Consider the following 13,791-nt stretch of genomic DNA (forward strand, 5'->3'; position numbering starts at 1 on the left):
ATGCAATGGCGCGACGGCTCAATCTTCGGCAGGTCGAGGCCTTCAAGGCGGTGATCGAATACGGCACGGTCAGCCGCGCAGCCGAGATGATGAACATCTCGCAACCGGCCATGAGCAAGCTGATCGCCCATCTGGAGGAGGACACGGCTCTGCAGTTGTTCGACCGCGTCAAGGGACGGCTCGTGCTGACCCGGCGCGGGATGCGGCTCTACGAGGAGATCGACCGGATCTTCGCAGGCGTGCGCCAGGTCGAGAATGCGGTCGAGGCGATCCGCCGCGACGAGCAGAGCCGCCTGCTGATCGGCGTCATGCCGGCGCTCTCCGGCGCCTTCATAAGGGAGGCGACCACGCGCTTTCTCGCCCGCCAGCCGGGCGTCCTCTGCTCGGTGCAGTCGCGCAGCTCGCAATGGATCGCCGACGGGCTCGTGACCCGAAAGCTCGACGTCGGATTCACCGTCGCACCGATCGACAATCCATACATCGTCTCCGAGCCGCTGATGGCTCATCCACTCGTCTGCATCCTGCCGCTCGACCATCCGCTGACGGAAAAGAGCGTGATCACGCCCCAGGATCTCGACGGAACGGCCTTTATCTCATTCGATCCGGAGAGTTTTACGAGCCGCCGCATCGGGCAGGTTTTCGACGCTCACGGAGTAGCACCCGAGATCGTCATGGTCGTGAGCATTTCGCCGACGCTATGCGAGTTCGTGGCCGCCGGCATCGGGGTATCGTTGGTTCATCCATCGGCCGTCGGCGGCTTGCGGGGCAAGGTGGCGATACGAGCTTTCGAGCCGGCCGTTCAGCTCGACTTCCAGCTCTGCCGCATTCGCGACAGCCGCAATGCCCGGCTCGTCGATGCCTTCCTGGACGGCGCACGGGAAGCCGCGGCCGAGATTTCGCGAACAATCCTCACCCCAAGTGGAGCCTGATTGTCGCGAATGCATCCAGCAGCGGAGCATGGTTGCCAGCTCGCAACCGGCTGGAGGCGGCGAGCAACTGCTCCTGCTGTGCCGGCGTCGCGACGAAGCGGCTGGCTTTCCGGAGCTTGTCTTCGAGATCGAGCCATGATGGCGGCGCGGATGCCTCGCCGCGTGGCGCAGTGACGGGCGAGACGAATTCGCGTCTGCCGACACGGATGGCGACGCGCGACAGCGTCTCGGCCGGAAAACGGGCGTCGAGCTCGGGATCGAGACGCAGCGAGACTTTTTCCGCGAGGGCGACGATATCTGATCGGTCGATGGCGGCTTCCGCCAGCGGCAGCAAGGCGTCCGGTCCATCTATCGCGACCAGGCCGAGGCAATAGGGAATCGAGAACTGGATATCGGTGAAGCCCTGGGGACGCGGCCGGTTGGCGAGGCGCAGGGCCCCGCTATAGGTCGCGACCTCGATCCCCTCGATCGCTTGAGGATCGATACGGTGCCGGGCGAGCAGGCCGAGCAGCGCTTCGACCGGCGCATGAACATGCCGGCAGCAGGCATGGAACTTCATATAGGTGCGGGCGACATAGCCCTGCCCGCCGAGGCCGACGGCCAGTCCCTCCAGGCGGAAATGCTCCTCATTGTCGAGCAGGCCGAGCGGTCCGGTATGGCCGGCCTCGGCGAGCAGGAGCGCATTCACCGCCGTCAGGCTCGACCAGGGCATGCCTTCCTTGACGTCGCTGCCTTCCTGCGCGCGAAAGGCCGGCCCGGCCCCGGCATGGAGCTGGTTGGGAGCGCTCATGCCGGCGATGGCGAAGGCATGGGCCAGTTGTTCCGGGGCCGTGCGCCTGAGACATCCGAGCGCCGCGACCACGCCATAGCCCGACCACATGCCGGTATTGGCATAGAAGCGCCGCGCGGCCCCGACTGCGACGCCGACCTCGTAGCCGATGACGATCGCCCGCAGCAGGTCCTCGGTTGTCGAGCCCTCCTCCTGCGCAGCGGCGAAGGCCGCCGGGATGACGGCCGCGCCGGGATGGCCGCGCGCCAAGCGGTGGCCGTCATCGAGATCGAGCGCGGCCGCGGCGGAGGCATTGCACCAGACAGCTGCAGCGAGGCCGGCTGTCTGCCCGGAGAACCAGACCGGAAGCGCGCCGCCCGCCATCGTCATCCGCGCCACCTGGCGAACCGCTTGCGGTCCAGGCGCAGCGATCCCGGCGGCAGCTGCGATGACGAGGTCGAGGACGCTGCGGCAGGCGGCCTCGCGCAGATCATCCGTCAGCAGCTGCCTGCGGGCAGCAGCGACATAGTCTGCGAGTTGGCGCGATACCGCCATCGCCAATGCCTTGTCGGTCACTGCCGCCACCCTCAGCGCGGCTTCAGTGTCGTGGCTTCGGTGATCGGCGGCGCGAGGTTCAGCGCCCCCTTCAGCTCGTAGCCGAAATCCAGCCGGTCGCTGCGGGCCCAGACCTGACGCAGTTCGAACAGGGGGATGGCGCAGACATTGTCCATGATCTTCCGCTGCGCCTCCTTCCAGAGGGCTTTCTGGGCTTCGGCGTCGGGTTCGATGCGGGCCTGCTCGATCTCCTTGTCGGCCACGGCGCAATGCGAGAAATTCGTCGCGGCGGTCGGCGTGCCGACGATCGCGCGTGAGTGGAAGAACTCGCTGAGATAGGTATCGGCTATGGGGAAGCGCGCCGCGCCGTAGAAGACGAGAGCGCTCAGATCCTTGCGGGTCTGGCTCTGATAGGTCGCGTGGTCGACGACCTGCATCTCGAGCTTGATCCCGGCCTTGGCGAGCTGCGCCTGCATGATCTCCATGAAGGGCTGCTGCGCCGAGATATTGGAGACGATGGCCTTGATCGTGATGCCGTCCTTGTGGCCGGCTTCGGCCAGCAGCGCCTTGGCCTTGGCGAGATCGAAGCTGTAGCGTACCGAGCAGTCCTCCCCGAGATAGCCCGGCGGAACGACGGAACAGCCCTTGGGACCGACATCCTTGCCGACATAGCGCACGAGGTCGTCGACATTGATCGCGGCCGCGATGGCACGGCGCACGCGGATATCGTCGAGCGGCGGCATGCTCTGGTTGATATGCAGGAGCCGGTACTCGCCCGGCCGGAAGATCTCGACGTTGAAGCCGGGCCGGCGGCGGGCGGCATCGACCCAGCGCTGCTCGCGCTTGCCATACATCAAATCGATTTCGCCGGAGGTGAAGGCGAGTTCGCGGGCGCTGTCGGAAGGGATCACGCGCACCATGATCGTGTCGATCTTCGGCTTGCCGCGGAAATAGCCGGGATGGGCGGTGAGCTTCACATATTGCTGCGTCACTTGCTCGACGAAGGCGAAGGGGCCGGTGCCGACGGGCTTGCTACCGAATTTGTCGCCCAGTTCCTCCGCCGCCTTGCGGCTGACGATGTTGCCGCCGTGATAGTTGGAGACGCGGCCGAGAAAATTGACATCGGCATATTTCAGCGTGATGCGGACGGTGAGATCGTCGACCTTCTCCACCCTCTCGACTGCCGAGAAATCCGAGGAGAAGGTCGAGCGTTTGGGATCGGCCGAGCGTTGCAAGGAATAGACGACGTCGTCGGCGCTGAGCGTGCCCCAATCACCCTGGAACTTCACGCCCTGGCGCAGATGGAAGGTCCAGGTCTTTCCGTCGGCGGAGGTGTCCCAGCGTTCGGCGAGATCGGGTTCGAGGTCCTTGGGATCGGCGCTGCCCGGCTTGAAGCGAACGAGGCCGTTATAGATCCAGCCGACCAGCGTCTTGTCGCTGGTGGCGCTGGCACGATGGGCATCGAGCGTCGAGACGTCGCCATCGCCGGCGACACGCAGCAAGCTTTCCTGGGCCGAGCCCGCGCCCGGCAGGCAGGCGACCAGAATCAGGCTCGCGAGCCCCAAGACAGACGGCTTCATCGTTCGATCCCCTCGTTTTCCGTTATTTGGACGGAATAGTGGGGGCGACTATCCCACGCTGTCCAAGTCGAAATCGGGGATGGATTATTCCGCAGGGTTATAGCAACGGGCCAAGCAGTCTAAGGCTGTGCCTTGCCCAGGCTCCGGACCGGGATCGTGTCGAGGTCGGGGCGATACTGGCCCTCGCTGCGGACCGAGAGAACGCCGTCCTTGATCGAGAAGCTCCTGAGCAGGCCGCTGCCGTCGCGCCAGCCGGTGGTCTCACCATCATCCTCGTAAAGCTCGCCGCGCGCGTTACCCGCGCCGAAGGTGAGCAGCTCCCGCACCGGGCTCAACCGCTCGGCATCGCCGACCGGAATGATGGCGCCGGCACGGATGAAGATCGGCAGGCGCCCGAGCGGTGCGTCGACGCTGACCACGCCGCCCCCGGGGTAGTGCCGGCCGCCATGCCAGTCATACCAGCCGCCGGGATGACTGGGCAGGTTGACCCCGCGCTGTGTCGCGCCCTCCTCCAGCACCGGCGCGACCAGGATGTCGGGGCCGAGCATGAAGGCGTCATCGATGCCGCGCACCGCCGGATCGTCGGGGAAATCGTAGAAGAGCGGGCGCACGGCGGGCTCGTTGTCGCGGCTGGCGCGCCACATCTGGGTATAGAGATAAGGCATCAGCCGGTAGCGCAGGCCGATCGCCTCGCGCACCTGCGGGACCATCTGCGGATACATCCAGGGCAGGTTGACGACGCCGTCATCGTTCCAGGAGTTCATCACCATGCGCGGCCAGAGCGCGCAGAACTCGTTGAAGCGCACGAACAGCTCGGGACCGGGCGTCGGCCCGTGGAAGCCGCCGACGTCATGGCCGATGCTGAACATGCCCGACAGGCTCATATTGAGCCCCTGGGTGAGATTGTAGCGCAGCGTCTTCCAGGCGGTCTCGTTGTCGCCGGACCAGGTCTGGCTGTAGCGGGCAATACCGGCGCCGCCGCCGCGCGTCACCGAATATTGCCGCTTGCCGGGCTCGCGCGCGGCTTGCGCCTCATAGGAAAGCTTGGTCATCAGCAGCGCATGGGCCGGGCGCGCCAGGGCCTGCCGGAACGGGCGGCCGTCGCCATGGCAGAGCGCGTCCTCATCCCAGATCTCGTATTCGTTGTTGTCGTTCCAGACGGTGGTGAAACCGTAGTCGAGCAACGCAGTTTCGATGCCGTTGCGCCACCAGGCCCGCCCGGCAGGATTGGTGAAGTCGATGTGGAAGCCGAGGCCATCCCAGAACTGCGCGACCGCCGGCTCCCCGGTCTTGCCGTCCTTCACCAGGATGCCCTGGTCCAGCGCTTCCTGGAGCCGTGGATGGTCGTCAAGCAGGCAGGGCTTCAGGTTGGCGACCGGCTGCAGGCCCGCCTGTTTCAGTCGCGCCATGGTCGCGGCTGGATCGGGGAACTTGTCGCGGTTCCAATTGAAGGCGTAGCGGCGATGGCCGATCTGCGTGTAGCCCGAGCCGAAATGGAAGCTGTCGCAGGGAATGCGGTGTGTCTCGCACTTGCCGATGAAATCGCTGATGCGGGCATCAGCATCAGGCGCATCGGCGATCGCCATGGACGTCACGCCGAAGCCGAAGGACCAGTGCGGCGCAAAGGCCTGCCCGCCGGTGAGCCAGGAGAAGCGGCGCGTCACCGCCGGCACGGTCGGGCCCGCCAGGACGTAATAGTCGAGGTCGCCATCGTCGCCGCGCCAGGAGCGGAACAGGCCGTGATAATTGTCGAGCGTGCAGCCGAGGTCGACCGAGCCGGTGGCGAGGTTGTCATAGAACACGCCATGGGCGCCTTGCGGGCCGTCAACGATGAAAAACGGCAACATCTTGTAGAGCGGGTCGCTGAGTTCTGCGTCGAAGCCGCAGGGGTCGACGGCATCGATGGCGAAGCGCCGGCCGGTCCGGTCGAGCGGGCCGGCCTTGTCGCCCAGGCCATAATGCCGCTCGTGATAATCGCGCGCCATGTAATGCGCGACGGCGCCGGTGCGAGGCGAAGCGAGATAGGCCTGGGTCGGCCGGTCGCGCAGGAAGGGCGTTTCCTCACCCGCTCGGCGCCAGGCGATGCCGAAGGGCTCGAGCGTGATCTCGGCGGAAAGGCCACCGACTGACAGCACCACCCTGCCCTCGCTCTCCGTGACGTTCGCCTGCGGGTTCGCGAAGCCGGACAGATCGTCGCGTTGGCGCCCCTCATAGGACGGCTCCAGCCCGCCGGGCGCGATCGACCAGCCGCGGTCGAGCCGATAGCCGTCCTGCGGCTTCAATGTGACCCTGCCAATGTCGCCTTCGAGAATGCGAACGGCGATGGTGTTGCCGAGTCCGACGTCGAACAGGGCGGCTTCTCCATCGCGGCCGATATAGCGGCCTTGCGTCAGGGCTTTCATCACGGGGCTCCAGCGGGACAGATAAGAGAACGAAGGGTTTGCACGGCGGCGTTCAGGCGGCGCCGGGCCGCAGGGCTTTGCCGGCCGCGTCGAACAGGTGCAGATGCGCTGGCGCGAAACGCAGCGCGACGCGGTCGCCCCGGCCATGGCTCGTCTGCCCGTCCAACCGCACGGTGATCTGCGGCAATCCGGGCGCGGAGCCGTAGAGATAGCTCTCCCCGCCGAGCCGTTCGACGAGGTCGACCGTCATGGCGAGACCTACCTCACCCTCCCCGGCAAGAGTGATGTGCTCCGGCCTGATGCCCAGCGTCACGGCGGTTCCAGCCGGGAGCGCGGTTTCGCGACCCAGCTCCACCTCTTGCCCCGCCTCCCCCAGCGCGACGGCTCCCTGCCCTGCAGCGCGGGCTGGCAACAGGTTCATGCGCGGCGAGCCGATGAAGCCGGCGACAAAGAGGTTGTCAGGCCTGTTGTAGAGTTCGAGCGGGGTGCCGATCTGCTCGATACGCCCGCTTTGGAGCACCACGATGCGGTCGGCCAGCGTCATCGCCTCGACCTGATCATGGGTGACATAGATCATCGTGCCGCCGAGTTCTGCATGCAGGCTGGCGAGTTCCTTGCGCGTGGCGACGCGCAATTCGGCGTCGAGATTCGACAAGGGTTCGTCGAACAGGAAGATCTTGGGATCGCGCACGATGGCGCGGCCGATGGCGACGCGCTGGCGCTGCCCGCCCGAGAGCGCCTTGGGCTTTCGCTCAAGATAGTCGCTGAGGCGCAGCATGGTCGCGGCGCGGCGCACCCTGGCGTCGATCTCGGGCGCCTTCAGGCCCATATTCTCGAGCGCGAAGGCCATGTTCTTGTAGACGCTCATATGCGGATAGAGCGCATAGGACTGGAACACCATCGCAAGCCCGCGCTCGGAGGCCGGCCACCCGGTGACGTCGGCGCCATCGATCGCGATCGACCCCGTCGTGACCTCCTCCAGCCCGGCGATGATGCGCAGCAAGGTCGACTTGCCGCAGCCGGACGGGCCGACGAAGACGACGAATTCGCCATCCGCGACATGCAGGTCGACGGCATGGATCACGGTGGTCGCGCCGAAGGATTTTGTGATGCCGCTGAGCGTCAGTTCAGCCATGGAGAACCCGTTCCGGTCATTTCATTCCCGTATTGGCGATGCCGGTGGTGATGAAGCGCTGCAGGAAGACGAAGACCAGCGCGACAGGCGCCAGCGTCGCCACCGTCATGGCGAGCAAATAGTGCCATTGCGTCTGGAGCTCGCCCTGGAAGGCGTTGAGGCCGATCTGCAGCGTATGGACCTCGGTCTTGGTCAAGACCGCGAGCGGCCAGAGGAACTCGTTCCAGCGCCACATGATCGAGAAGATCGCGAGCACGGCGAGCGCCGGCATGGCGAGCGGCATGACGATACGCCAATAGATCTGCCACTCCGAGGCCTTGTCCATGCGCGCGGCCTCGATCAGGTCACGCGGCAGGGTCAGCATGTATTGCCGCAACAGGAAGACGCCGGTCGGCGTCGCGGCGCCGGGCAGGATCACGGCCCAGAGCGAATTGACCAGGCCGAGCTTGGTGATCACCAGATAGACCGGCACCAGGATGATGGTGATCGGGATCATCAGCGTGCCGACCACCATCAGCATCGCGGCATTCTTGCCCTTGAACTCGTAGATCGAGAGGGCGTAGGCGGCCATCGAGTTGATCAGCAGCGTGATCAGCGTCGCCACCACCGTGACGAAGACTGAGTTGCCGAGGAAGCGCGTGAAGGCGAAGCGTTCGAGCGGCTCGGTATAGTTCTCCGTCGCCAGTTTGAATTCGCGCACCGGTATGCGCTTGTCGATCGGTATCCGGAACTGCTGGGCCGGGTTCTCCGGATCGACCATCTGCGCGACGATACCGATGCGCCGGACCTGGGCCAGAACCCGGGTCGAGCCGTCATCGAGCGTCGCGCTGAAGAGCGGCAAAGGCTGCGGAAAGCCCGCTACCGCGACCTCGCGCTGCGACATCGGCAGCAGCGAGGGCGGGAATTCCAGCAGGCCGGCCTGCGTCTTGAAGGAGGACAGCACGAGCCAGAGCACGGGCCCGAACATCAGCACGACGCCGAGCGCCAGATAGCTGTAGGCGGCGATATCGGTCCAATGCCAACGGCCGGATTTACGCCGGATCTGCAGGAGGCGCGCGACACGATTCATGCCGACCTCCTGCGGCTGGCCGCGAGCTGTGCCAGCGTCAGCCCGAACAGCACGATGCCGAGCACCACCGAGGCTGCCGCCGCCAGCCCGAAATTCTGCACCTGGTTGGAAAAGGCCGTCTCGTAGATGTACTGCACGACCATCAGCGTCGCCGTGCCCGGCCCGCCTCCTGTCAGCACGAAGACCTCGTCGAAGGTCTGCACGCCGCGGATCAGCGCCAGCACGATAACGACGATGAGATTGGGCCAGAGCAGCGGCAAGGTGATGCGCCAGAAGGCGCGCCAGCGCGGCGTCGCATCCATTTCCGCCGCCTCGTAGAGATCGGCGGGTATTGCCTGGAGGCCGGCGAGCAGGATCAGTGTGTAGAAGCCCATATGGGCCCAGATCGAGACGAAGACCGCCCAGAACATCGCCCAGCCCGGATCGATGAAGAACAGGATCTTCTGGCCGCCGAGCGCGGTGAGGCCGGCATTGAGCAGGCCGTCGCGCTGCAGGATCCACTTCCAGATCAGCGCCACCACGACGGGCGAGAGCAGGACGGGGAAGAAATAGACGGCGCGAAAGAAGCCGCGGCCGCGGATGCGCATGTTGAGCACCACCGCGGTGACCAGCGAGAACAGCACCATGGCGACGACCTGGAACACCGTGAAGCGCAGCGTATTGGCGACGCCGCGCCAGAAATGGTCCTCCCGGCACGAGCCAGGATCGACGAAGCTGCCGCAGTCGAAGAGATAGGCGTACTGCCCACCCCCGACATAGGGCCGCTCCGACGGGAACAGGGCCGCCCCGCCCGTCACCGAGAAGACGACGTTGATGATGAGCGGCAGGAAGACAAAGAGCGAGAAGAAGACCAGGTTCGGCAGCAGGAAGACATAGGCCATCCGGCGCTCGCCGAGGAGCCGCTGCAGCCCCCGCATCGGCCAATCGACCAGCCGCATCAGCGCCGCGACGAACAGGCCGAGCCAGCTTGCTGCGCTGCGGCGGGGGGAAAGTGGAGGCGTCACCGGGCTACTTCTTGTTGCGCTCGGCGATCTGCTGCTCAATATCGGAGGCGACCCGCTTATAGGCCTCGTCCATCGTGGTTTCGCCCGAGATCGCCTGGCCGACACGGCTGATCACGGCATTGAAGATGATGCGGTTGTTGGCATAGCCCTGCAGCTTGTAGGCAACCGGCGACAGACCCGCGACCTGGTCGGAAAAGACCTTGAGCGAGGCCTTCGCCAGCGGGCTCGCATCCTTGTAGTCGAGCCCCTTCGCGGCGATGCCGATATGGCCGGGAACGAAGAGCGAGCGGCTGTAGAACTCGCTCAGCACCGGCTCGCTGGCGAGATATTCCATGACCCTGGCGACGGCTGCGGGGTTCTTCGTCGTCTTGATCGCGACGAGCCCGGCGCCGCCGGGCATCGCCGTGCATCCGGCGGGGCCGCATGGCGTCGGCACCGCGACCCAGTCGAAAGCATTGCCGACCGTCTTGTCGAGCTGGGCGATCTGCCAGGAACCGGACATGTACATCACGACCTGGGCGTTCTTGAACTCATCATTGGCGCCGCGATAGGCCGCGCCGGAGACCGAGCCCCAGAGCTCCTTGGCCATGACGCCGCTCTTATGCCAGTCATAGACGAGCTGCGCCGCGCGCTTGAACCCGTCATCGATCACGGCAGGCTCGCCCTTGGCGTCGAACAGCTTCGCGCCTTCCGAGATCGCCAGACCGAAGAAGCGGTGGCCCGAGCGGTCCATGGCGATGGGGAACGGCGCCTGCACCTTGGCGGCGACATCCTTCGTCGCCTTGGCCCAGTCTTCCCATGTCGCTTTGGCGCCGGGCAGGGCGATGCCGGCCTGCTCGAACAATGTCTTGTTGACGAAGGGGCCGGTGACGGTGAGCTGTGTCATGAAGCCGGGGATGGAGTTGGTGTCGCCCTGCGGACGCATCCATTCCAGGAACGGGCCGAAATTGGCGTCCCAATACGCGGCGTCCTTCAGATAAGGCCGCAGGTCGAGCGCATAGCGGGCGATGCCGCCGAGATCGACGACGCGGGCGATGTCCGGCCCCTGCCCCGAGGCGAGCTGGACCGGCAGATTCTCGGTGATCGCCTTGTAGGGCACCTGATCGAGAACGATCTTGATGTCCGTGTTCTGGGCCTCGAAGCGCTTGAGCAGATCGGCGACGACCTCGCCCTCATTGCCATCGGAATACCAGCTCATGCGCACGGTGGTCTGCGCCTGAGCGACGTCGACCGCCAGAAGCCCTGTCACGACGGCCAAGGCCGAAACCCACGCTCTCATTGTCATCTGCGTTCCATCCCGGGATCGTTCCTGGCATCTCAGCTGGATGCCTTGTGGATATTAGGCAAACGTTTGCCTAACTTGTCAACGGAGGCGTGGCGAGGCATTGAAAGACAGGCCTCGATGATGACGGGAGGCCAGGGCAGGCTCGTTTCGGCGCATCTCGCCGGCATGAAAATCGATTGGAGCCTGGGAATCGATTGGAGCCGATGCAAAGATTCGTGTCTGCCGCCCAGGTTTCGCTTGCGACGGTTGCCGCCGAGGCAGGGGTTTCGGTCGCCACCGTATCCCGGATCGTGAATGGCGAGACGCGGCGGGCCTCGGCTCAGACGGTGATGCGCGTACAGGCGGCCGTCGTCGCGCTCGGCTACCAGCCCAACCATGTCGGGCGGGCGCTGCGTCGGCGCCAGAGCCGCGTCGTCGCGATGCTTGCACCCAACCTCGACAACCCGGCCATGGCCGCCATCGCAGTGTCGACGGAAGCGGCGCTGCGTGCGGCCGGCTACGTCATGATCCTGTGCGACACGCATGACCGCGCCGATCTGCAGGACGAATACCTGCAGGCCATGCGCTCGCAGCTGGTGCAGGGCTATGTCCTGGTGAGCGCCGTCACGAGCCCGGCACTAAGCGACGCGCTCGCACGCGGAGAGCCGATCGTCTTCGTCAGTCGCCGCAATCCCGAGGGCGGTGCCTATGTCGGCATCAACAATCACGCCGCGGGAGCTGCTGCCGCCGATTATTGCCTGGCACGCGCGATCACCGAACCAGCCGTGATCTTTCCCGCGCAGGGCTCGTCATCGACGGCGGAGCGCGTCGCCGGTTTCGTCGAGCGACTAATCGCGCGCGGTGTCGAGGCTGACCGCATCCGGCGCGCTTCGGCGCCTGGATTGTCGCATCTTCAGGTCGGCTACGACGCGGCGCGGGCCCTCGTCGCGGCAAGCGCCGGGGCCTGGCCGAAAGGCCTGCTCTGCGTCAGCGACATGATGGCCTATGGCGCCTACAGATTGGCCGTCGAGCGTGGCGTCGCCATTCCCGAAGCCTGCCTCCTCATCGGCATCGACGCGAACCCGCTCAACGCCTGGATCGCGCCCTGGCTGACCTCGGTCCATATCCCCTACCCCGATTTCGGCGCCAAGGTCGTCGAGCAGCTCACGGCGCTCTGGGGCGGCACGATGCCGGACGATATCCTGTTGCCGCATTCCCTGGAGCCCTGATCGGCGGGGAGCTATGCGACTCAACGCTTAGCCAGGCCGGAAGCGCTGCGCCTATGCTGCTCGTCCGGTGGTTCGAACGATGCTCGACACCCCTCCCCTTTGACCTGAAGGAGCCGGGAGATTCGTCACTCCCGTATGCAGGAGGCTATGCGACCTCGCCCAAAGCCCGGTATTCCTGTTCATTCGGAGCGCCCAGGAAAAGATCGTCGCCCCATGCTCATCTTCGAGACCATCCTTGTGCTCCTGCTGGGAGCGACGATCCTGTCGGTGGTCGCGAAGCGGCTGAACATCCCCTATCCGACGCTCCTCGCCTTGGGGGGCGCCGCAGTCGCGTTCCTGCCGGGCGCGCCGCGGCTTGATCTGCCGCCGGAGCTCATCCTCGCCCTCTTCGTCGCGCCCGTGCTGCTCGATGCCGCCTATGATACCTCGCTGCGCGATCTTCAAACCAACTGGGTGCCGATCCTGTCTCTCGTATTGGCCGCCGTCGGCCTCACCACAGTGATCGTCGCGCTTGTCGCTCGCGCCATCTTCCCGGATTTTCCATGGGGTGCAGCGATCGCGCTCGGCGCGCTGCTTGCGCCGCCTGACGCCGTGGCGGCGCTGGCCGTCCTGAAGCAAGTGGATCCACCGCACCGCATCCGGATGGTGCTGGAAGGCGAAAGCCTGCTCAACGACGCCTCGGCGCTGCTGATCTACAAGCTTGCCGTGGGAGCGGTCGTGGCAGGCAGCTTTGCCGTCACGGATGCGCTGCCGACCTTCGCCCTCGTCAGTTTCGGCAGCGTGCTGGTCGGCTGGGCGTTGGTGTGGCCTGTCGGCCGATTGATCGGGCTCATCGAGGATGCGCCGAGCTCCGTCATCTTCCAGTTCGTCTCGACCTTCAGCATATGGCTCTTCGCCGAACATCTCGGTCTTTCCGGAGTCGTGACCATCGTCGTCTATGGGCTGACGATGGCATGGCAGTCAGGCCCGCCAATGCCGGCGCGGCTGCGCGTGCCGTCCTTCGCCATCTGGGAAACAGCGGCCGTCGTGTTGAACGTATTGGCGTTCACGCTGATCGGGCTGCAGATCCGCCCTATCCTTGAACCTCTCAGCGATGCCGAGCGCCTGCGCTATCTCGGCGCCTCGCTTGCCGTCCTGGCGACAGTGATCACCGTTCGCATCGCCTGGGTGATGACGCATCACATGCTGGTGGAATGGAAGAACCACCTGTTCGGGGCGCCATCCGCTACAGCCACGATGCCGGCGCCAACTGCGAAGGGAGCTCTGGTGATCGGCTGGTCGGGCATGCGCGGTATCGTCACGCTGGCGGCTGCCATGGCACTCCCCGCCGGATTTCCCTATCGCGACTTCATCCAGCTCGCTGCCTTCGTCGTCGTGCTGGGAACCCTTGTGATTCAGGGCGTCACGCTGCGCCCGCTCCTGGCCCTGCTCAGCCTGCCGAAGGACGCAGTCGTTGATACGGAGCTCAAGCTGGCTCGGAAAGCCGCACTAAAGGCGGCCCTCTCCGAATTGAAGCGCGAGGATTCACCAGCCGCTCGGCGCCTTGGCATCGAATATGGCGAGGCGTTGAAGCTCGCCCTGCGCGGACATGATCCGCTCGATACGCCGGAGAATGATTTGCGCCGCCGCGTGGTGGCCGTGGCGCGCGACGCGCTTGATGCGCTCCGCAACGCCGGAACCATCGGCGATGACGCCTATCGACGCGTCGAGGAGGAACTCGACTGGCTCGAGCTCAGCTCCTTGCCCGCGCAGGAGCGCACATAGCGCGCCCGTAGATGCCGCTCCACTTCCTCGCTCCGGACGGTGAAGTCGCCGCCACGCATCATCGCTGCGCTAGAAGGAGTGTCCTTCACGG

The 13,791-nt window shown here is 65.6% G+C and carries 10 protein-coding genes; 3 read left to right on the forward strand and 7 right to left on the reverse strand.

From position 1 onward, the window contains the following. Positions 1-5 precede the first annotated feature (5 nt). On the forward strand, positions 6-929 hold the full coding sequence (locus RMR04_RS14470) for a LysR substrate-binding domain-containing protein (RefSeq protein ID WP_311915292.1): 924 nt from the start codon (positions 6-8) through the stop codon (positions 927-929). Here the strand turns inward: RMR04_RS14470 and RMR04_RS14475 are convergent. The 7 genes from RMR04_RS14475 to RMR04_RS14505 all read right to left on the reverse strand — a co-directional run bounded on the left by RMR04_RS14475 (position 910) and on the right by RMR04_RS14505 (position 10,728). Next, complete coding sequence (locus RMR04_RS14475) at positions 910-2,274, reverse strand: MmgE/PrpD family protein (protein ID WP_311915293.1); 1,365 nt, start codon at positions 2,272-2,274, stop codon at positions 910-912. The two genes, RMR04_RS14470 and RMR04_RS14475, sit on opposite strands and share 20 nt — an antisense overlap. Before the next feature lie 11 nt (positions 2,275-2,285). Next, on the reverse strand, positions 2,286-3,833 hold the full coding sequence (locus tag RMR04_RS14480; protein ID WP_311915294.1) for an ABC transporter substrate-binding protein: 1,548 nt from the start codon (positions 3,831-3,833) through the stop codon (positions 2,286-2,288). A gap of 119 nt (positions 3,834-3,952) precedes the next feature. Next, the gene (locus RMR04_RS14485; protein ID WP_311915296.1) at positions 3,953-6,235 is read right to left on the reverse strand and encodes a glycoside hydrolase family 31 protein; all 2,283 of its coding nucleotides are present in this window, start codon (positions 6,233-6,235) and stop codon (positions 3,953-3,955) included. A 52-nt stretch (positions 6,236-6,287) separates the two neighbouring features. Next, positions 6,288-7,370: an ABC transporter ATP-binding protein gene (locus RMR04_RS14490; protein ID WP_311915297.1), complete on the reverse strand. Its 1,083-nt coding sequence runs from the start codon at positions 7,368-7,370 to the stop codon at positions 6,288-6,290. A 16-nt stretch (positions 7,371-7,386) separates the two neighbouring features. Further along, positions 7,387-8,439 (reverse strand): carbohydrate ABC transporter permease, encoded by a 1,053-nt coding sequence (locus RMR04_RS14495; RefSeq protein ID WP_311915299.1) that lies wholly within the window; start codon positions 8,437-8,439, stop codon positions 7,387-7,389. After that, complete coding sequence (locus RMR04_RS14500; protein ID WP_311915842.1) at positions 8,436-9,377, reverse strand: carbohydrate ABC transporter permease; 942 nt, start codon at positions 9,375-9,377, stop codon at positions 8,436-8,438. The genes RMR04_RS14495 and RMR04_RS14500 overlap by 4 nt, the downstream gene beginning before the upstream one ends. Positions 9,378-9,447: 70 nt before the next feature. Further along, positions 9,448-10,728: an ABC transporter substrate-binding protein gene (locus RMR04_RS14505; protein ID WP_311915300.1), complete on the reverse strand. Its 1,281-nt coding sequence runs from the start codon at positions 10,726-10,728 to the stop codon at positions 9,448-9,450. A 215-nt stretch (positions 10,729-10,943) separates the two neighbouring features. On the opposite strand from RMR04_RS14505, the gene RMR04_RS14510 reads away from it, so the two are divergent. Both RMR04_RS14510 and RMR04_RS14515 read left to right on the forward strand, forming a co-directional pair. Then, positions 10,944-11,936 carry a LacI family DNA-binding transcriptional regulator gene (locus RMR04_RS14510; RefSeq protein ID WP_311915301.1) on the forward strand — a complete coding sequence of 331 codons (993 nt, stop codon included), beginning with the start codon at positions 10,944-10,946 and terminating at the stop codon, positions 11,934-11,936. A 213-nt stretch (positions 11,937-12,149) separates the two neighbouring features. Further along, positions 12,150-13,700: a cation:proton antiporter gene (locus tag RMR04_RS14515; RefSeq protein ID WP_311915303.1), complete on the forward strand. Its 1,551-nt coding sequence runs from the start codon at positions 12,150-12,152 to the stop codon at positions 13,698-13,700. Positions 13,701-13,791 lie beyond the last annotated feature (91 nt).

Origin of the sequence: Bosea sp. 685 (genome assembly GCF_031884435.1) — a bacterium.
Lineage (GTDB): Bacteria > Pseudomonadota > Alphaproteobacteria > Rhizobiales > Beijerinckiaceae > Allobosea.